Genomic DNA, 18737 nt, shown 5'->3' with positions numbered 1-18737 from the left:
ACATATGTTACCGAAGAATCTCCGGGATTTTTGTATGATGTCAGTGAAAACAAAAAAACATTTGCAGAAATATAAAAATCAGGGAGAGATGATATCATGATAAGAAAGATCGTACACATTGAGGAAGAGAAATGCAACGGCTGTGGTGCCTGTGCAGCTGCCTGCCACGAAGGAGCTATTGCCATGATAGACGGCAAGGCAAAACTGATCCGGGATGATTACTGTGACGGACTGGGAGACTGTCTTCCGGCCTGCCCTGCCGATGCGATCCGTATTATAGAGCGGGAAGCCGCAGATTATGACGCGGAGGCAGTGGAAAAAAGAATGAAGCTTAAGAAAACAGAGGCCTCGATGCCAGCAGGGAAGCCACACGTGTGCCCCGGAAGTATGGCAAGAAGCCTTAATAAAAAGCAGGAACCGCCGGTGCAGGCAGAGCAGAAAAAAGTTCCCCAAAATGCAGGGGAACAGACAAGCCGCCTTGCCCAGTGGCCCGTACAGATCAAACTGGTTCCTGTCAATGCACCATATTTTGAAAATGCACAGCTTCTGATCGCGGCAGACTGTACTGCCTACGCTTATGCAGGTTTTCATGAGAAATTCATGAAAGATCATGTGACGCTGATCGGATGCCCCAAACTGGATGAGGGAGATTATGCAGATAAGCTTGCAGAGATCATAGGAAATAATTCCATCCGGAGTATCCGTATCGTCCGCATGGAAGTTCCCTGCTGCGGAGGCATCGAGAATGCAGTGATCCGTGCCATGGAGCGAAGCGGAAAGATGATCCCATGGCAGGTAGTGACCATTGCCTGTGACGGCACGATCAGGGAGGAGCTGTAAGGAAAGGAATAAAAACAGCATGAGTGAAGAAACACTGGAGATTTCTTTTGATGAAATAGAGAAGGAACGGGAAAAATATCTTCTGGTAGATACCCGTGATAAAGTAACTGTGGAATATGGAATGATCCCGGGAGCGATTTCTGTTCCGGAGCAGGAACTGGAAGAACGGGCAGAAGAACTGAAAGGGGATAAGATTCCGGTTCTTTACTGTACCAGAGGACTTTTCAGCCAGGAAGGGGCAGGGATGCTCCGGGAAAAAGGAATTCCCGCACTGAGCCTGAAGGGTGGATATACAGGCTGGCTTTTCCAGCAGATGCGGAAAGAGTCCAATAAAGGGGACAGTGAAGAAGAGGAAAATGAAGCAATGGAACAGCGCCGGAAAGATATCGAGCTGAGTATCCGCAAGAAGTTCCACAAGCAGCTGTTTTCCAGATTCGCCAGAGGAATCAACGACTATGAACTGGTGAAGCCGGGAGACAAGATCGCGGTCTGTATTTCCGGTGGTAAGGATTCCATGCTGATGGCCAAACTGTTCCAGGAGTTGAAACGTCATAACAAGTTTCCTTTTGAATTGGTATTTCTTGTGATGGATCCGGGATATAATGAGGCCAACCGTGCGGTGATCGAACACAACGCCAAGCTTCTCGGAATCCCGATCACAGTATTTGAGACTGAGATTTTTGATGCAGTTTACAATGTGGAAAAATCTCCGTGTTATCTCTGCGCCCGTATGCGGAGAGGATATCTTTACAGCAAGGCAAAAGAACTTGGATGCAACAAGATCGCCCTTGGACATCACTATGATGATGTGATTGAGACCATCCTGATGGGAATGCTTTATGGAGCACAGGTACAGACCATGATGCCGAAACTCCACAGCACAAACTTCGAAGGGATGCAGCTGATCCGCCCTATGTATCTGATCCGGGAGGCAGATATCAAGCACTGGAGAGATTACAATGACCTGCATTTTATCCAGTGTGCCTGCAAGTTTACCGATACCTGTACTACCTGTCGTACAGATGGAACCAGTGTTTCCAAACGAATGGAGATCAAGAATCTTATTGCAGAGCTTAAGAAGGTAAATCCTCATATTGAAAGCAATATTTTCCGAAGTGTGGAAAATGTGAATCTTCATACAGTCATTGCCTATAAGAAAGATGGTGTGAAACATTCCTTCCTGGAAGGGTATGACGACTGAGAGATATAAATAATAAAAGCTGCCACCGGAGTTATGGGCCTGTTTGAGGCTTGCGGTTCCGATGGCAGTTTTTGCTTTTGGGTATATGAAATTATGGGGTAAATGTGTATTGTGAACATTTACGTGATCTATATGTTCTGCTTTGCAGCATGCTGGGCGCGGGCTTTTTCTCGCTGCCTGGTAAGGTCATAGTATTCATCAGAGACGATCCCACGGCTGGAAAGTGCTTCGTAAGTTTTCTGCTGTGCGGGGGTCATTTTCATTCCAATGGCGGAATTGACATCTGTCAGCACGCAGCCTGTTTTTTCTACCAGCCAGAAAAGAGCGGAATCATCTTCCGGGATCATTTTCCAGATTTCGTTTTCCGTATATGGTAAAAGGGCCATAAGGGTCTTCAAATGTCCGTCCTGGATTAGGCGGTAATCCCCATCCGGCATGATGATGCCGTCACCGTAGAGTTCTTTTTTCTTTTCCATTTCTTTCAGAAGTTCTTCTGTAAGTTTCATGATCGGCTCCTTGAGATTTGCTGCTTGGGGCAGCTTTTTTGTGCTGTTTTAACCGAATCAAGGAAGTCCCCTGCGGGGTTGCGAATATCCGTTTGACTACGAGTTAAAAAAATAACGAACAGCGCCTATATTGTATGAAGAGAAGATCAAAATGTCAATAGGTTAAAAAATATTTTTAGCTGTTTAACAAGAGTTACAATTGTGCAATATGGATATTTTTTCGGAATGATGCGTTAAATCTATGTAAAATTCGTCGTAAAACAGGGACTCCTGTGGTATAATAAGAATATTCAAAAAATTCGAGGAAGGACGATGCAGATGTTGAAAAACTGGAACCCGGAACAGATTCCGGAAAAAGAGGATATCAAAGTGCGTTTAAGTGCTGCAAGAACCAGATTATATGAATTGCAGATGGCTCTGAAAGAGCATAAGATTCCGGTGATCGTGCTGTTTGAAGGCTGGGGAGCTTCCGGAAAAGGAAGTACTATAAGTAAAGTGATCAAGAATATCGATCCTCGTTTCTTCAAAGTTGCGACTATGTCAGCACCTACAGAGGAAGAACTTCGGAAACCATTTCTTTACCGATATTTCAGGGAAATCCCGGAAGCGGGCAAGTTTACATTCCTGGATTCAGGATGGATGGATCAGACCTGTCGTGAACGTATGGATAAAAAGCTGAAGGGTGACAATTATTCAAAACGGATTGACAGTATCCGGAGATTTGAACGTCAGCTGACGGATAATGGATATGTACTCCTGAAATTTTTTATGCAGATCGATCGGAAAGAACAGGAAAAACGTATGGGCATCCTTCTGGAAAGCAAGGATACCAGATGGAGAGTCAATGAATATGATCTCTGGCAGAATGATCATTATAAGAAGTGCAGAAAGATTTTCGACCAGTATATGCAGGATACCAATACATCTGCGGCTCCATGGTATATTGTCGATGCCGGTGACCGGAAGTGGGCAGAACTGCAGGTACTGGAAACCATGATTAGCAATATAGAGGTTGCCATGGAAAACAGCAAACATGCAGTGCCGATCCTGCAGAATGTTTTTCCTCTGATGGAGATGCCCAGATTAAGCGAGATTCCTCTGGATGGAAAAGAAGTGGGGGATGAAGAGTACAAGGCTGAGCTTAAGGAACTGCAGGCAAAGCTTGGAAGCCTGCATAACCGTCTTTACCGAAAAAGAGTGCCTGTGATCATCACCTATGAAGGCTGGGATGCTGCCGGAAAGGGAGGAAATATCAAGAGGATCACGGAGGCTCTTGATCCCCGTGGATTTGAGGTACATCCTATCGCAAGTCCGGAGCCTCATGAAAAAGCCCGTCATTATCTGTGGCGTTTCTGGACAAGGCTTCCCAAGGATGGTCACATTGCCATCTTTGACCGGACGTGGTACGGAAGAGTGATGGTAGAACGTCTGGAGGGCTTCTGCAGCGAGAATGACTGGAGACGTGCCTACAATGAGATCAATGAATTTGAGAAGGAGCTTTCTGACTGGGGCGCTGTGATCGTGAAATTCTGGGTCCACATTGATAAGGACACCCAGCTTGCCAGGTTCAACGACCGCCAGAGCAATCCGGAAAAACAGTGGAAGATCACGGATGAGGACTGGAGAAACCGTGAAAAATGGGATCAGTATGAAACAGCAGTAGATGAGATGCTTCAGAAAACCAGCACTGCTTATGCACCATGGCACATTCTGGAATCCGTAGATAAGAAATATGCAAGGCTGAAGGCGCTTCGGATCGTGATCGAAGAAATTGAGAAAGCGCTGAAATAAGAGATAAAAGCTGCGGCAGGATAACAGATATTCTGCTGCAGCTTTTTGTCTGAAGAGAGATGAATCAATTCCGGAGATAGTTTCGCATACTGCGAAGAGCATGTTTTTCCAGTCGGCTGACCTGAGCCTGGGAGATACCAATCTCATCAGCTACCTCCATTTGGGTTTTTCCCTCGTAGAAGCGGAGATCGATAATGTGACGTTCACGCTCTCCAAGCCGGTTCATGGCATCTCGAAGAGAAATATCCTCCACCCAGTTTTCTTCCAGGTTCTTTTTATCACTGATCTGATCCATAACATATAGGGTATCTCCGCCTTCGGAATACACGGGCTCAAAAAGGCTTACCGGGCTCTGGATCGCATCCATGGCATAGACGATCATTTCCTTGTCGATACCGATCTCATCAGCGATTTCTGCAATGGTAGGCTCTTTGAGATGCTGCCGCATATAGTTTTCCCGGGTATAGATGGTTTTGTAAGCGATATCCCGCAGAGAACGGCTGACCCGTATGCTGTTGTTATCACGGAGATATCTTCGGATCTCTCCGATGATCATGGGAACTGCATAGGTGGAAAATTTTACCTGAAGAGTGGTGTCGAAATTATCGATCGCTTTGATCAGGCCGATGCAGCCGATCTGAAAAAGGTCATCCGGATTTTCACTGCTGTTCTGAAAACGCCGGATCACGCTTAAAACAAGCCGCAGATTGCCTTTGATGTACAATTCCCTGGCTTCTTCATCGCCAGCTTTGATTCTTTTAAAGAGCTCCGCCTTTTCTTCCTGATCGAGAACGGGAAGGGTTGAGGTATTTACTCCGCAGATTTCAACTTTATTCAGTGCCATCTTAGAATCCTCCTTGTCTTGTCAGTACATTAAGATGATTCTCAGAGGGCGGTTGAAATATACTTTTTCAGGGAAAATATAAAAAATAAAGGGCCTTGACAATAAGGAGGTATTTATTCTCCGGACAGCAGTTTTTCATTACGGAAATCAACAAGGATGATATCTTCGCCGATCTGGCGGATGCAGTCCCATGGAATGGAATATTCATTTTCTTTGGAAAAACACCAGCAAAATTTTCCCGGTTCCGGCATGATCAGGGCTTTCAGACGTGCGGTTTCACAGCAGAATTCCACATCAAGAGGGCAGCCAAGACTGCGGCAGGTATGGATATTGATCACTTCTTTTTGTTTCAGCTCACAGATGCGCATAAATTCATCACCTGGTATGATTTTATGGAAAATCTGTAAAATTTATGCAAGTCCGATTATTGACACATTATGTGCATTTATTTTATAATAAAAACAAATTTAGTAATGATTTACTGATCCGGAAAGGGGGAGAGTTCTGTGAGATGTCCGTTCTGTAACCAGGATAATACAAGAGTTGTAGATTCCAGACCTGTAGAGGATACCAATTCCATCCGCCGCCGCCGTCTCTGTGATGCCTGCGGAAAGCGTTTTACAACTTATGAGAAGGTGGAAACGATTCCGCTGACTGTGATCAAGAAGGATCAGAACCGGGAAAGCTATAAACGTTCCAAGATCCAGGATGGTGTTCTTCGTGCTTGCTATAAGCGCCCCATTCCCATTGAGAGAGTGGAAGAGATGATCGATTCCATAGAAGGAGATATTTTCCGGTCAGAAGACCGTGAGATCAGCAGTACCAAGATCGGAGAGATCGTTATGGAGCATCTGAAGGATCTGGATGCGGTGGCGTATGTACGATTTGCGTCTGTATACAGAGAGTTTAAAGATGTCAGTACCTTTATGGATGAGCTGAAGAAGCTGATCAATTAAGAGATTAAATGAATAGACTGCAAATGCAGGAGATTTCAGGCCGATTGTCAAAAGACAACCGGCCTTTTTTGAACGCAGATCGCGAAGCGACTGCGTTCATGAGCAAGTAGCGAAGCGGATTGCGAATGTCCGCTTTACACATGAATGTTTGATTTTTCAAAGATCGTAAAAGTGGATACAAAAAAACAGGAACCGCCTGGGAAAAATCCTCTGCGGTCCCTGCTATAAATATATATTAATGATTCAGGAAACTTAATTAAACAATACCCTGAGCTTTCATAGCGTCAACAACTTTTTCGAAGCCGGCGATGTTTGCACCTACAACATAGTTGTCTTCCATACCGTAACGTTTAGCAGCGTCATCAGCTTTGTGGAAGATATCGATCATGATGTGGTGGAGTTTCTCATCAACCTCTTCTCTTGTCCAGGAAAGTCTCATGGAGTTCTGGCTCATCTCAAGTGCAGATGTGGCAACACCGCCAGCGTTTGCGGCTTTACCAGGCATGAAGAGAACACCGTTCTCCTGAAGGTATGTTGTTGCATCAAGAGTAGTAGGCATGTTTGCACCTTCAACGACGTATTTGCAGCCATTTGCAACCAGTGTTTTAGCTCCGTCAAGACCAAGCTCGTTCTGAGTAGCACATGGAAGGTAGATATCACATTTGATATTCCAGATGCCAAGTCCCTCAGTGTAGGTAGCACCCTCAACACGGTCTGCATATTCTTTGATACGTCCACGTTTTACTTCTTTGATATCCTTTACGACGTCAAGGTTGATTCCGTTCGGATCGTAGACATATCCGTTGGAGTCGTTCATTGCAACAACCTTGGCACCAAGCTGAGTAGCTTTCTCAACAGCGTAAATAGCTACATTACCGGAACCTGTTACAACGATTGTTTTTCCTTCTACGGAATCATTGTGAGCTTTGGCGATCTCGTTGAGCATGTATACAACACCGTAACCGGTAGCCTCTGTACGGATCAGGGAACCTCCGAAGGAAAGACCCTTTCCTGTAAGGACACCCTCATAAAGGCCACGGATTCTCTTATACTGTCCGAAGAGATAACCGATCTCACGTCCGCCGACACCGATGTCACCAGCCGGAACATCTGTATCTGCGCCGATATATTTGCAAAGCTCTGTCATAAAGCTCTGGCAGAATGCCATAACCTCTCTGTCAGATTTACCCTTAGGATCGAAGTTGGAGCCACCTTTTCCACCGCCGATCGGAAGGCCTGTAAGAGAGTTTTTAAAGGTCTGCTCAAAACCAAGGAATTTCAGGATACCCTGATTTACAGAAGGATGGAATCTTAAGCCGCCTTTGTATGGTCCGATGGCGCTGTTGAACTGAACACGATATCCCTTGTTAACCTGTACAGTTCCGTTATCATCGATCCACGGTACTTTGAAGGAGATGATCCTCTCTGGCTCTACAAGACGCTCAAGGATGGAAAGTTTACGATACTCTTCCTCATTTTTGTCAATTACGACTTTAAGGGAATCGAGAACTTCCTTAACTGCCTGATGGAATTCTGGCTCGCCAGGATTCTGTGCTACAACTCTTTCATAAACTTCTTCTGTGTAAGACATTGTTGTTTCCTCCTCATCACATATTAAATTGCGTTGAAAACTAAATTCGAGTGCTATTATACATTAACATGCTAAAAAAGGGAAGTGCTAAATTTGATTTTTTTAAATTTTTATTTCTTGCGTTGAAAGCCTAAATGTGAGATGATATAGAATAAATATTTTTTGACTATGAAATTAAAATGGTTAAATAATAGTGAAAATTAGAAGAGGAGTGGTTTTTATGAGAACATTCGGGAAATCATCAAAGCTTGACAACGTGCTGTACGATGTGCGCGGACCGGTTGTGGATGAGGCTGCCAGAATGGAAGAAGATGGAATGGAGATTCTGAAGCTGAATATTGGTAATCCGTATCCATTTGGGTTTTCAGCACCTCAGGAAGTGATCCTGGATATGCTGAGTAATGTTCGTACTTCCCAGGGATATTCCGATTCCAAGGGCATTTTTTCTGCAAGAAAAGCGATCATGCAGTATGCACAGCTTCGCGGGATCCCGGGAGTTACCATTAATGATATTTATACGGGAAATGGTGTCAGTGAACTGATCAACCTCTGTATGCAGGCGCTGCTTGATAACGGGGATGAGATCCTGATCCCGGCTCCGGATTATCCGCTGTGGACAGCTACTGCAACACTGGCAGGCGGAAATGTAGTTCATTATATCTGTGACGAACAGTCTGACTGGTATCCGGATATTGAGGATATCAAGAGCAAGATCACACCAAGGACCAAGGCGATCGTTATCATCAATCCCAATAACCCTACAGGTGCAGTATATCCGAAGGAGATCCTGGAACAGATTGCAGACATTGCAAGAGAAAATGAGCTGATCATCTTTTCTGATGAGATCTATGACCGTCTTGTTATGGATGGATATAAACATACATCGATTGCATCCCTTGCACCCGATGTGTTCTGTGTAACATTTTCAGGATTGTCCAAGTCTCATATGATCGCAGGTTTCCGCATCGGATGGATGATTTTAAGTGGTGCAAAAAGTAAGGCGAAGGGTTATATAGAGGGAATCAATATGCTCTCTTCCATGCGTCTCTGTTCAAATGTTCCGGCACAGTCCATTGTACAGACTGCACTTGGCGGATATCAGAGTGTCAATGAATATACGCAGCCGGGCGGACGTGTTTATGAGCAGAGAGACTTTATTTACAAGGCACTGAATGATATTCCGGGAATTTCCGTTGTAAAACCACATGCGGCATTTTATATATTCCCGAAGATCGATACTGAGAAATTCAATATTTTCAATGATGAACAGTTTGCTTTGGATTTTCTTCATGAGAAACAGGTGCTTGTTGTTCCGGGCAAGGGATTCAACTGGAACCAGCCGGATCACTTCCGTATTGTTTATCTGCCGGATATCCGCCAGCTTGACAAGGCAATGAAGAAGATGAAAGAGTTCTTTGCTACATATAAGCAGGGCTGATCGCAGATAGACAAGAAGAGATTTGCGATCCGCATTCGCTGCCTGCTCATAACCGATAAACTGTAAAGCAGGTATTCGGTTATATTTTCGGCATAGACCGGAACCGAAAAAAATGTTATAATATATCTGAAATATCCCGGCCAGCTACGCCGGGATATACAAATAAGACCAGAATTGCTTGAGAGGGGAATGAGGAGGGACCGTTATCGAACAGCAATAAAACAGAAATCGAAAGGGGAAATAACTGATGAGCAAATTCAACATGAAAGTGACACCTGAGATTGAGAAACTTACCCAGATCTGTCGTGAGAATGACAAACTGGATCTGTCTTTATATGGCAAATACGATGTCAAGCGAGGCTTGCGTGACCTGAATGGAAAGGGTGTCCTTGCAGGACTGACCCAGATCTCCAATGTCCAGGCAACGAAGATCGTGGACGGAAAAGAGGTTCCCTGCGCAGGTAAGCTTTCTTATCGCGGGTATGACATTAAGGATCTGACAAATGGTTTTATCAATGACCGGCGCTTCGGCTTTGAGGAAGTAACCTATCTGCTTCTTTTCGGAAAGCTTCCGGATCAGGAAGAACTGAATGGATTTTCCGGGATTCTTGCGAACCAGCGTATGCTTCCGCGGAATTTTGTAAGGGATGTCATTATGAAGGCACCATCCAGAGATATTATGAACGCTCTGTCAAGAAGCGTGCTGACACTTTATTCCTACGACAAAGACCCGGATAATATTGAACTGGAGAATGTGCTCCGTCAGTGTATCAACCTGATCAGTGTTTTCCCGCTGTTATCTGTTTATGCATATCAGGCCTATAACCACTATGAGAGAGGCGAGAGTCTTTATATCCATCAGCCTAAAAAGGAGCTTTCCACAGCTGAGAATATCCTGCGTCTGTTAAGACCGGATAAGAAGTATACGGCACTGGAGGCAGAGATCCTTGATATTGCTCTGATCCTTCATATGGAGCATGGCGGTGGTAATAACTCTACTTTTACTACACATGTGGTTTCCTCTTCCGGGACAGATACGTATTCTGCGATCGCGGCAGCACTAGGTTCTCTGAAAGGCCCGAAACACGGCGGTGCCAACATCAAAGTCGTAAAAATGTTTAACGATATGCGTAAACACGTACATGACTACAGTGATGAAGAGGAGATCAGTGCATACCTTAAGAAGCTTCTTCATAAAGAGGCCTTTGATAAACGTGGACTGATCTATGGTATGGGACATGCGATCTATTCTGTTTCAGATCCACGTGCAGAAGTCTTTAAAGGCTATGTGGAACAGCTTGCAAGAGAAAAGGGCAGAATGAAGGATTATCAGCTGTATGCTGCAGTAGAGCGTCTTGCACCAAAGGTTATCGCAGAGGAGCGTAAGATCTATAAGGGTGTCAGTGCCAATGTGGATTTTTACAGCGGATTTGTTTACAGCATGCTGGATCTGCCGCTGGAGCTTTACACACCGATGTTTGCTATTGCACGTATCGTAGGCTGGAGCGCACATCGTATGGAAGAGCTTATCAATGTGGATAAGATCATCCGTCCCGCATATAAGAATGTCCTTCCGGAAGCAGAGTATATTCCTCTTTGCGAGCGATAGGAAAGGACTGAGGTGGAATAGATGTTCAGATGCTTTTTTCCGGATGAATATCTGGATTCTGCGTATGGGATCGATTATGAGAAGCTTTACAGAGAAGGATACAGAGGGCTGCTCTTTGATATCGATAATACCATTGTTCCCCACGGGGCACCGGCAGATGACCGGGCAAAGAAACTGTTTGAAAAGCTGAGGACTCTCGGGTTTCGATACTGTTTTGTATCCAATAACCAGAAACCTCGAGTGGAGCCCTTTGCCAAAGCAGTAGAGGGGGATTTTATAGAAAATGCCCATAAACCGGCTGTGAAAAATTATAAAAAAGCCTGCCAGGTGATCGGAATCGATCTTGACAGGACGATCTTTATAGGAGATCAGTTGTTTACGGATATTTATGGAGCAAAGAGAGCAGGGATCCGGACGATCCTTGTGAAACCGATTCATCCAAAAGAGGAGATCCAGATCGTACTGAAGCGATATCTGGAAAAAATAGTATTACATTTTTACCAAAAAGAGGAGGGAAAGAATTCATGAACCATATTGTAATCATCGGCTTTATGGGTTCAGGAAAGACACGAGTTGGAAAGAGACTGGCGAAGGACCTGGGGCTTCCGTTTATTGACGTGGACAGACTGATCGTGAAAAAAATGAACATGTCAGTAAAGGAGGTATTTGAACGCTTTGGAGAAGCATTTTACCGTGCGCTGGAGACTATGGCAGTCAAGGAACTGTCCACAGACAGCGAACGGAAGGTAATCTCTGTAAGTGCGGGATTGCCTCTTCAGGAGCAGAACCAGAAATATCTCCAGAGTATGGGAACGATCATCTATCTGAAGGGATCTGCTGCAACGTTGATCAAACGTCTGGAAGGAAGTAACAATCCCACATTGGAAGGAACTGAGAATAAAGAAGAGAAGATCAAGAAACTTCTGAAACAGAGAGATCCGGTTTATGAGAAGTTTGCGGACATTAAAGTTGTCACAGGAGTGAAGCCTTTTGATGAGCTGATCGCAGAAATTGAAGAAAAATTGAAGGCTTAAACAAAAAAACAGTTGAAAAATGGCAAAAGGTATTATAGAATAATCCATAGCGAAAAAGAACCGCATATATTAAGGAGGAAATATTTATGATTTCAGCAGGTGATTTCAAAAATGGTATCACACTTGAAATTGATGGAAACGTATGTCAGATCGTTGAATTCCAGCATGTAAAACCAGGAAAAGGCGCAGCCTTTGTAAGAACAAAATACAAGAACATTATCACAGGCTCTGTAGTAGAGAAATCCTTCCGTCCTACAGAGAAATTCCCGGCAGCACGTATTGAGCGTGTAGATATGCAGTATCTGTATCAGGATGGTGGTTTATACTACTTCATGAATACAGAGACATATGATCAGGTTGGTCTTACAGAGGAGCAGGTTGGCGATTCTCTGAAATTTGTTAAGGATAATGAGATGGTTAAGGTTTGCTCTCATAACGGAGAGGTATTCGCAATCGAGCCACCTCTTTTTGTAGAGCTTGAGGTTATTGAGACAGAGCCAGGATTCGCAGGAAATACAGCACAGGGTGCTACCAAACCGGCAACTGTTGAGACAGGTGCACAGGTTCAGGTTCCTCTGTTCGTAAACCAGGGCGACAAACTGAAGATCGATACAAGAACAGGTGAGTATCTCTCACGTGTATAATGCAGCAAAAAACCCGCGTAAGCGGGTTTTTTTGTGCCATAAAATTAAAAGATCATTTTGATAGTATTTAAAATACCAAAGTTTGAATGCATATTCCAGACTGTACAGGTAAGAAAAACTGTACAGTCTGGACTTTTTTTGAAATATCCTTGACACGAAAAATCATTCTGGTATAATTAAACCCAGTCAAAAAACTGACTAAGAAGTTCGTCTGTCCACCAGAGATGACCGGAAATGATCCTGTCACAGAAGTCTTTTAAGGGCTTGTACTGGTTTCGACGGGGGCTTTGAAGTTAGGGAAGCCATCCGCAGACTCCTGGACTGCGTACCAACCGGGAACTAAATATAAACGCAGACGAAAAGTTAGCGTTAGCAGCCTAAGCTGCTCGTCAGCCCCGTTGCACTCACACATCGGGAATCTGGCGTCGACCATGTGAGAAACCTTGCCGGGTAAGCTTTGCCCCGGTAGATGTATCATGAAGCTACTGAAGCAGTAAGCCTGTCGGTGGGCGTACTGCTGAGGGAATGTTAAATCAGCGACTGTGATGGGAGATGCCTTAAGGGATAGGCTTTCGGACAGGGGTTCGATTCCCCTCAGGTCCATTTATGGAACGTCCCGGAAAGACAGCATTTATGCGGCTTTCCGGGAATTTTTTTTACTTTCTTTATTACTCGTGGATATCAGGAAATTCTTCGCAGATACAGAAAGCGATGGTGATAGAATGAAAAAAACTCTGCTTAACAGAAAAAAGCAGAATAAGAAATCTGATTATTATGATTATAATCTGGTAGCTGTTATTGTACTGCTGGTGTGCTTTGGACTGGTCATGCTTTACAGCACCAGTTCATATATGGCAGAAGTGAATTATGGCAACGATATGTTTTATTTTAAGAAACAGGCACTGATCAGTGCAGCATGTCTGATCGGAGCGTTATTTATTTCAAAAATACTGGATTATCATATCCTTCTTCCTTTTACAACTGCGTTGTATGTGGCTTCGCTGATCTTTATGGGACTTGTGCGGACTCCGCTGGGACATTCCTCTCATGGTGCTACCAGATGGCTGTATATCGGACCGATCAACTTTCAGCCTGCCGAGCTGGCAAAGATCGCGGTTATTATCATGATGGCTTACATGATCGGAAAAATGGGACGAAAGGTGAAAACTTTAAAGAGCTGTATGATCCTGGGACTTCCGGGGGCAGGACTTGCGCTTGCGGCTTATATACTTACAGATAACCTGAGTACAGCCATGATCATTTTGGGAATAACAGTTGGAATGGTGTTTGTGGCACATCCGGATATGCGTCCGTTTATTGCTGTGGCAGCGGCAGGAGTGATCCTTATTGTGATCGGAGTACTTTTTCTGGTTGCGACGACCAAGAATAGTGACAGCTTCCGTGTTATGCGAGTACTTGTATGGCTTCAGCCTGAGAAATATTCCGATGAAGGCGGTTATCAGACGCTGCAGGCATTGTATGCCATTGGCTCCGGAGGGCTTTTTGGCCGCGGGCTTGGAAATAGTATCCAGAAGCTTGGAAGTGTTCCGGAAGCACAAAATGATATGATCTTTTCCATTATCTGTGAGGAGCTTGGAATTTTCGGAGGGATTTTTGTACTGATCCTGTTCGGATATCTTTTGTACAGGTTGTTTTTTATTGCGCAGAATGCACCGGATCTGTTTGGCTCACTGATCGTTACCGGGATTTTTATACATATTGCGCTGCAGGTGATCCTTAACATTGCTGTTGTATTGAATCTGATGCCCAATACAGGTGTTACCTTGCCCTTTATCAGTTACGGAGGAACGTCCATTGTGTTCCTGATGCTGGAGATGGCAATAGCTCTCAGCGTGGCCCGTCAGATAAAATTTCAAGAGTAAAATAGTTTTAAAATCAAAATATTTTTGCTCTGGAGCCATTTTTTGGGAAAATCCTCTTGACAACTGTTTTTGCAGACTATATACTTTGCTCAAAAAGAGGAAACAGATTCGATCTGTAATGATTAAAGGAGAAAAAAGACATGTTAGAAAAAATGAAAGAAATGCTTGCAGAGCAGTTAAATTGTGAGGCATCAACAATTACACCGGAGACATCTTTCAAGGATGATCTTGGAGCAGATTCTCTTGACCTGTTTGAGCTGGTTATGGCTCTTGAGGATGAGTACAATGTTGAGATCCCGGCAGAGGAGCTTACAGATCTGAACACAGTTGGAGATGTGATCGATTATCTTAAGAACAAAGGCGTAGAAGCATAAACAGGAATCAAGGATCCTCTGGGACGACGGTGTCTCAGAGGATTTTTCTGTATATGCGAAGATACGGGAGAGGGATGGCAGGGCATTCCGCCGGAAAACCTATGGACATTTTGAAGGATTTGGGTATATAATAGCACCTATAAAGAGAAACAACAAAAACGAGGAGAAAAGAAATGACAAAGATCAGAACAAGATTTGCACCGAGCCCTACAGGAAGAATGCATGTGGGTAATTTAAGAACAGCTCTTTATGCTTATTTGATCACAAAACATGAAGGCGGAGATTTTATCCTCCGTATTGAAGATACAGACCAGGAACGTTATGTGGAGGGAGCTGTAGATATCATCTACCGTACTCTTGAGAAAACAGGACTTCTCCATGATGAGGGACCGGACAAAGATGGTGGATTTGGCCCGTATGTACAGAGTGAGCGTCAGGCAACAGGCATGTATCTGAAATATGCCAAACAGCTTATTGAGCAGGGTGATGCATATTACTGCTTCTGCGGCAAGGAAGAGCTGGAAAGCATGAAACGTACGGTTGCAGGTAAGGAGATCTCTATTTATGACAAGAGATGTTTCCATCTTTCCAAGGAAGAGGTTCAGCGCCGTCTGGATGCAGGCGAGCCGCATGTTATCCGCTTTAATATGCCAACAGAGGGAACCACTACATTTCATGATGTTATTTACGGAGATATCACCGTTAACAATGAGGAGATGGAGGATCTGATCCTGATCAAATCTGACGGTTATCCGACCTACAACTTCGCAAATGTAATTGATGATCACCTTATGGGAATCACACATGTTGTAAGAGGTAACGAATACCTTTCCTCTTCACCGAAGTATAATCGTATTTATGAGGCATTCGGATGGGAAATCCCGACCTATGTTCACTGTCCGCTGATCACAGACGAGACACATCAGAAGCTTTCCAAGAGATGTGGACATTCTTCCTATGAAGATCTGATCGATCAGGGATTTGTGACAGAGGCAGTGATCAACTATGTTGCACTCCTTGGATGGAGCCCGGCAGACAACCGTGAGATCTTTTCTCTTCCGGAGCTTGTGGAGGCATTTGATTATCATCATATCAACAAATCACCGGCAGTTTTTGACATTGCCAAGCTGAAATGGATGAATGGTGAGTATATCAAGAAGATGGATCCGGAGGCATTCTATGAGAGAGCACTTCCGTATCTGAAAGAAGTTCTGAAAAAAGACTTTGATCTTAAGAAGATCGCAGGAATGGTTCAGACCAGAATTGAAGTATTCCCGGATATTCCGGAGCTTGTAGATTTCTTTGAGGCAGTTCCGGAGTATGACAGTGCGATGTACCGCCACAAAAAGATGAAAACAACAGAGGAGACTTCTCTTGCAGTTCTCAAGGAAGTGCTTCCGGTACTGGAAGCACAGGAGGATTATACCAATGATCCGCTGTATGCATCTTTAAGCGCTTTTGTAAAGGAGCACGGATATAAGAATGGTTATGTTATGTGGCCGCTTCGTACAGCAGTATCCGGCAAGCAGATGACACCGGCCGGTGCAACAGAGATCATGGAGATCATTGGCAAGGAAGAGACACTGAAACGTGTACATGCAGCAATCGAAAAGCTTGAAAATAAATAAGAGTGTGATCGATAATCCAGTTATGAAACGAAATCCATCTCAGAAAAGGGCGATCGCCCACCTGTCAGGACCTATGATGGTTCTGGCAGGCCCCGGTTCGGGGAAAACTTCCGTCATAGTAGAAAGAACAGCACATATGATCCAGGAAGGGAAGATACCGGCTTCCTCTGTTCTTGTTGTGACTTTTTCCAGGGCAGCAGCAGTGGAAATGAAAGAACGGTTTCTGAAATTTACCGGTGTTCAACGAACCGGCGTTACTTTCGGGACTTTTCACGGAGTGTTTTACGGGATCCTCAAACAGGCTTATGGTCTGAATGGAGGAAATATCCTGTCCGAAGAAGAAAAATATGCGATCTTAAGAGAACTGGTGGTAAACTGTGCTGCAGAACAGTCCCAGGAAGGGGATTTTGTGGAAGATATTGCCAAGGAGATCAGTGTTGTAAAGGGTGGAAGAATCGCTCTGGAGCATTATTATTCTTCCTGCTGCCCGGATGAAGTGTTCCGACAGATCTTTCAGGGATATCGAAAAGTCCTGAATGAAAGAAGAAAACTTGACTTTGATGATATGCTGTTGAGCTGTTATGAACTTCTGAAAAAACGAAAAGATATCCTGTCTGCATGGCAGAAAAAGTTTCACTATATTCTGGTGGATGAGTTTCAGGATATCAATCATCTTCAGTATGATATCGTGAAGATGCTGGCAGCACCGGAGAACAATCTGTTTGTGGTGGGAGATGATGATCAGTCTATCTATCATTTCCGTGGCGCTCGCCCGGAGATCATGCTGAATTTCCCGGAAGATTTTAAAAATGCGGAGACGGTGATCCTGAATATCAATTACCGGTGCAGTGGAAATATCCTGGATACAGCCATGAAGGTAATCGATCATAACGAAAACCGTTATGCAAAAAAACTTTCCACACCAAATGAACCGGGAGAGCCGGTGCAGATAAAAGAATTTCGAAATCCCAGAGACGAATATATGGCAGTTGCAAGCCTGCTGCGGAACCGGATGGAAGAAGGGGATAATATTGAAGATACAGCGCTGCTTTTCAGGACTAATCAGGAAACCGAAGGACTGGTCGCTGCGTTGATGGAGTATGGGGTTCCTTTTACTATGAAGGAAAAACTGCCCAACCTGTTTCGACACTGGATTTGCCGGAATATGATCGCTTATTTGAAAATGGCAGAAGGAGACCGGAGCCGCAGTACATTTCTGGAGATCATGAACCGGCCAAACCGATACATAGCCAGAGACGCTCTGACAGAAAAAAAAGTTGATTTTAAAGCATTGGGAGAGTTTTACAAAGACAAAGACTGGATGTGTGACAGGATCACAACGATGGAGACACATCTTCGGATCTTAAAGACTATGGCCCCTTATGCAGCCATTAATTTTATCCGGAATGGCATGGGATACGAAGAATACTTGCAGGAATATGCAAGGTATCGTAAAATAAAACCGGAAGAGCTTATGGAAACCCTGAACCGGATCCATGAAAGTGCCAGAGGAATGAAAACATTGGAAGAATGGATGGCCTATATGGACGAGTATACCAGAAAGCTTGAAGAACAGGCGAAGAAACAGGATGTGAAACGGGAAGGAGTGGTGATATCCACTCTTCATGCGGTCAAAGGTCTGGAATATGACAATGTATATATCATGAATGTAAATGAAGGCAGCATGCCTTATCGGAAGGCAGTCCTGGAGGCACATCTGGAGGAAGAACGGAGGCTTTTCTACGTTGGTATGACACGGGCAAAGAAGAAACTCTGCCTGTATTATGTAAGACAGCAGTATGAGAAGGAACGGGAACCGTCCCGTTTTCTTGAGGAGGCCGGATTATGAATGGGATTATTTATTATACGAAGATCAGAGATGAATATAACGGCAAGAACATGGAGCATATGATCGGGGAAAAGCTTCTGGAAATCGGACTTGAGCGGGAATTTGGACGGAAGCTTGCTTTTGAGCCTCGGTCAAAGGGGGAACATGGGAAACCGTTTTTTACCCTGCTTCCAAGAATTCATTATAATATCACACATTCCGGAAAATATGTGATGTGTCTGTTTGCCGGAGAAGAGGTGGGCATTGATGTGCAGATCCACAAGAAGGTAAATTACGAACGGCTCCTTGAAAGAATGGTGCCGGCAGATATGATACGGGAAATCCTGGATGCAGATGATATGGAGAAAGCCTTTTTTGCCCAGTGGGTTTTGAGAGAGGCATATATCAAATGGACCGGAGAGGGACTGTCCAGGGATCTGCGTACGATTTCCATGGATAAGGGAAATTACATAATGCTGGAGCTGGAACCGGGATACAGTGGTGCAATCTGGTCCAGAGACAGCCTGGAATTACGATTTGAATACGAAGACATCATTTTGAGATAGCAAA

At 44.3% G+C, this 18737-nt stretch carries 18 protein-coding genes and 1 other RNA gene; 15 read left to right on the top strand and 4 right to left on the bottom strand.

Going from position 1 to position 18737, the window contains the following annotated elements:
- The first annotated feature begins 96 nt into the window (after positions 1-96).
- Together NQ489_RS12280 and NQ489_RS12275 are read left to right on the top strand one after the other, a co-directional pair.
- Entirely contained in the window at positions 97-840 is a 744-nt protein-coding gene (locus NQ489_RS12280) for an ATP-binding protein (RefSeq protein ID WP_114001748.1), read from the top strand.
- 19 nt (positions 841-859) lie between these two features.
- A complete protein-coding gene (locus tag NQ489_RS12275) occupies positions 860-2041 on the top strand; it encodes an ATP-binding protein (RefSeq protein WP_021650711.1) in 1182 nt (393 codons plus the stop codon).
- Between the two features lie 128 nt (positions 2042-2169).
- Here the strand turns inward: NQ489_RS12275 and NQ489_RS12270 are convergent, their stop codons facing one another.
- Positions 2170-2547: a hypothetical protein gene (locus NQ489_RS12270; protein WP_021650710.1), complete on the bottom strand. Its 378-nt coding sequence runs from the start codon at positions 2545-2547 to the stop codon at positions 2170-2172.
- A gap of 318 nt (positions 2548-2865) precedes the next feature.
- Between NQ489_RS12270 and pap the strand changes: the two genes are divergently transcribed.
- On the top strand, positions 2866-4338 hold the full coding sequence (gene pap, locus NQ489_RS12265; protein ID WP_044960998.1) for a polyphosphate:AMP phosphotransferase: 1473 nt from the start codon (positions 2866-2868) through the stop codon (positions 4336-4338).
- 64 nt (positions 4339-4402) lie between these two features.
- On the opposite strand, the gene sigG is transcribed toward pap, so the two are convergent.
- Positions 4403-5182, bottom strand: a complete 780-nt coding sequence (gene sigG / locus NQ489_RS12260; protein WP_015524423.1) for an RNA polymerase sporulation sigma factor SigG — start codon at positions 5180-5182, stop codon at positions 4403-4405.
- A gap of 113 nt (positions 5183-5295) precedes the next feature.
- Complete coding sequence (locus NQ489_RS12255; protein ID WP_015524424.1) at positions 5296-5550, bottom strand: YlmC/YmxH family sporulation protein; 255 nt, start codon at positions 5548-5550, stop codon at positions 5296-5298.
- A 138-nt stretch (positions 5551-5688) separates the two neighbouring features.
- Here NQ489_RS12255 and nrdR point away from each other — a divergent pair, with 138 nt between their 5' ends.
- Positions 5689-6138 (top strand): transcriptional regulator NrdR, encoded by a 450-nt coding sequence (gene nrdR / locus NQ489_RS12250; protein ID WP_021976805.1) that lies wholly within the window; start codon positions 5689-5691, stop codon positions 6136-6138.
- Positions 6139-6394: 256 nt separating this feature from the next.
- Here nrdR and gdhA read toward each other — a convergent pair whose 3' ends face one another.
- Entirely contained in the window at positions 6395-7729 is a 1335-nt protein-coding gene (gdhA, locus tag NQ489_RS12245; protein ID WP_021650707.1) for an NADP-specific glutamate dehydrogenase, read from the bottom strand.
- A 220-nt stretch (positions 7730-7949) separates the two neighbouring features.
- Between gdhA and NQ489_RS12240 the strand changes: the two genes are divergently transcribed.
- From NQ489_RS12240 to NQ489_RS12190, 11 genes are all read left to right on the top strand, one after another.
- Entirely contained in the window at positions 7950-9167 is a 1218-nt protein-coding gene (locus tag NQ489_RS12240; protein ID WP_015524426.1) for an aminotransferase class I/II-fold pyridoxal phosphate-dependent enzyme, read from the top strand.
- A gap of 247 nt (positions 9168-9414) precedes the next feature.
- A complete protein-coding gene (locus NQ489_RS12235; protein ID WP_015524427.1) occupies positions 9415-10776 on the top strand; it encodes a citrate/2-methylcitrate synthase in 1362 nt (453 codons plus the stop codon).
- A gap of 21 nt (positions 10777-10797) precedes the next feature.
- Complete coding sequence (locus tag NQ489_RS12230; RefSeq protein ID WP_015524428.1) at positions 10798-11304, top strand: YqeG family HAD IIIA-type phosphatase; 507 nt, start codon at positions 10798-10800, stop codon at positions 11302-11304.
- Positions 11301-11810, top strand: coding sequence for a shikimate kinase (locus tag NQ489_RS12225; protein WP_015524429.1), 510 nt, complete (start codon positions 11301-11303; stop codon positions 11808-11810). The genes NQ489_RS12230 and NQ489_RS12225 overlap by 4 nt, the downstream gene beginning before the upstream one ends.
- An 86-nt stretch (positions 11811-11896) precedes the next feature.
- Positions 11897-12454, top strand: coding sequence for an elongation factor P (gene efp, locus NQ489_RS12220; protein ID WP_015524430.1), 558 nt, complete (start codon positions 11897-11899; stop codon positions 12452-12454).
- Positions 12455-12714: 260 nt separating this feature from the next.
- Positions 12715-13060, top strand: a transfer-messenger RNA (tmRNA) gene (gene ssrA / locus NQ489_RS12215).
- 116 nt (positions 13061-13176) lie between these two features.
- Positions 13177-14337 (top strand): FtsW/RodA/SpoVE family cell cycle protein, encoded by a 1161-nt coding sequence (locus NQ489_RS12210; RefSeq protein ID WP_044960979.1) that lies wholly within the window; start codon positions 13177-13179, stop codon positions 14335-14337.
- A 140-nt stretch (positions 14338-14477) separates the two neighbouring features.
- Complete coding sequence (gene acpP, locus NQ489_RS12205; protein ID WP_015524431.1) at positions 14478-14711, top strand: acyl carrier protein; 234 nt, start codon at positions 14478-14480, stop codon at positions 14709-14711.
- Positions 14712-14884: 173 nt separating this feature from the next.
- Positions 14885-16339, top strand: coding sequence for a glutamate--tRNA ligase (gene gltX, locus NQ489_RS12200; protein WP_044960977.1), 1455 nt, complete (start codon positions 14885-14887; stop codon positions 16337-16339).
- A gap of 22 nt (positions 16340-16361) precedes the next feature.
- Positions 16362-18188, top strand: a complete 1827-nt coding sequence (locus tag NQ489_RS12195; RefSeq protein WP_044960996.1) for an ATP-dependent helicase — start codon at positions 16362-16364, stop codon at positions 18186-18188.
- Positions 18185-18733, top strand: a complete 549-nt coding sequence (locus tag NQ489_RS12190) for a 4'-phosphopantetheinyl transferase family protein (RefSeq protein ID WP_015524433.1) — start codon at positions 18185-18187, stop codon at positions 18731-18733. Before NQ489_RS12195 ends, NQ489_RS12190 begins: the two co-directional genes overlap by 4 nt.
- Positions 18734-18737: the final 4 nt, after the last annotated feature.

It is taken from the genome of Blautia sp. KLE_1732_HM_1032, assembly GCF_025147905.1.
Lineage (GTDB): Bacteria > Bacillota > Clostridia > Lachnospirales > Lachnospiraceae > Blautia_A > Blautia_A fusiformis.
The sequence above is the reverse complement of the archived record's forward strand: the minus strand, read 5'-3'. Positions and strand labels throughout refer to the sequence as shown.

Coding starts and splice junctions, on each gene's coding strand:
- NQ489_RS12225 (WP_015524429.1), top strand. CDS start 11,301: ATGAACCATATTGTAATCATCGGCTTTATGGGTTCAGGAAAGACACGA.
- NQ489_RS12270 (WP_021650710.1), bottom strand. CDS start 2,547: ATGAAACTTACAGAAGAACTTCTGAAAGAAATGGAAAAGAAAAAAGAA.
- NQ489_RS12195 (WP_044960996.1), top strand. CDS start 16,362: ATGAAACGAAATCCATCTCAGAAAAGGGCGATCGCCCACCTGTCAGGA.
- gltX (WP_044960977.1), top strand. CDS start 14,885: ATGACAAAGATCAGAACAAGATTTGCACCGAGCCCTACAGGAAGAATG.
- sigG (WP_015524423.1), bottom strand. CDS start 5,182: ATGGCACTGAATAAAGTTGAAATCTGCGGAGTAAATACCTCAACCCTT.
- NQ489_RS12230 (WP_015524428.1), top strand. CDS start 10,798: ATGTTCAGATGCTTTTTTCCGGATGAATATCTGGATTCTGCGTATGGG.
- efp (WP_015524430.1), top strand. CDS start 11,897: ATGATTTCAGCAGGTGATTTCAAAAATGGTATCACACTTGAAATTGAT.
- NQ489_RS12280 (WP_114001748.1), top strand. CDS start 97: ATGATAAGAAAGATCGTACACATTGAGGAAGAGAAATGCAACGGCTGT.
- NQ489_RS12240 (WP_015524426.1), top strand. CDS start 7,950: ATGAGAACATTCGGGAAATCATCAAAGCTTGACAACGTGCTGTACGAT.
- NQ489_RS12190 (WP_015524433.1), top strand. CDS start 18,185: ATGAATGGGATTATTTATTATACGAAGATCAGAGATGAATATAACGGC.
- NQ489_RS12210 (WP_044960979.1), top strand. CDS start 13,177: ATGAAAAAAACTCTGCTTAACAGAAAAAAGCAGAATAAGAAATCTGAT.
- NQ489_RS12255 (WP_015524424.1), bottom strand. CDS start 5,550: ATGCGCATCTGTGAGCTGAAACAAAAAGAAGTGATCAATATCCATACC.
- gdhA (WP_021650707.1), bottom strand. CDS start 7,729: ATGTCTTACACAGAAGAAGTTTATGAAAGAGTTGTAGCACAGAATCCT.
- NQ489_RS12275 (WP_021650711.1), top strand. CDS start 860: ATGAGTGAAGAAACACTGGAGATTTCTTTTGATGAAATAGAGAAGGAA.
- pap (WP_044960998.1), top strand. CDS start 2,866: ATGTTGAAAAACTGGAACCCGGAACAGATTCCGGAAAAAGAGGATATC.
- NQ489_RS12235 (WP_015524427.1), top strand. CDS start 9,415: ATGAGCAAATTCAACATGAAAGTGACACCTGAGATTGAGAAACTTACC.
- acpP (WP_015524431.1), top strand. CDS start 14,478: ATGTTAGAAAAAATGAAAGAAATGCTTGCAGAGCAGTTAAATTGTGAG.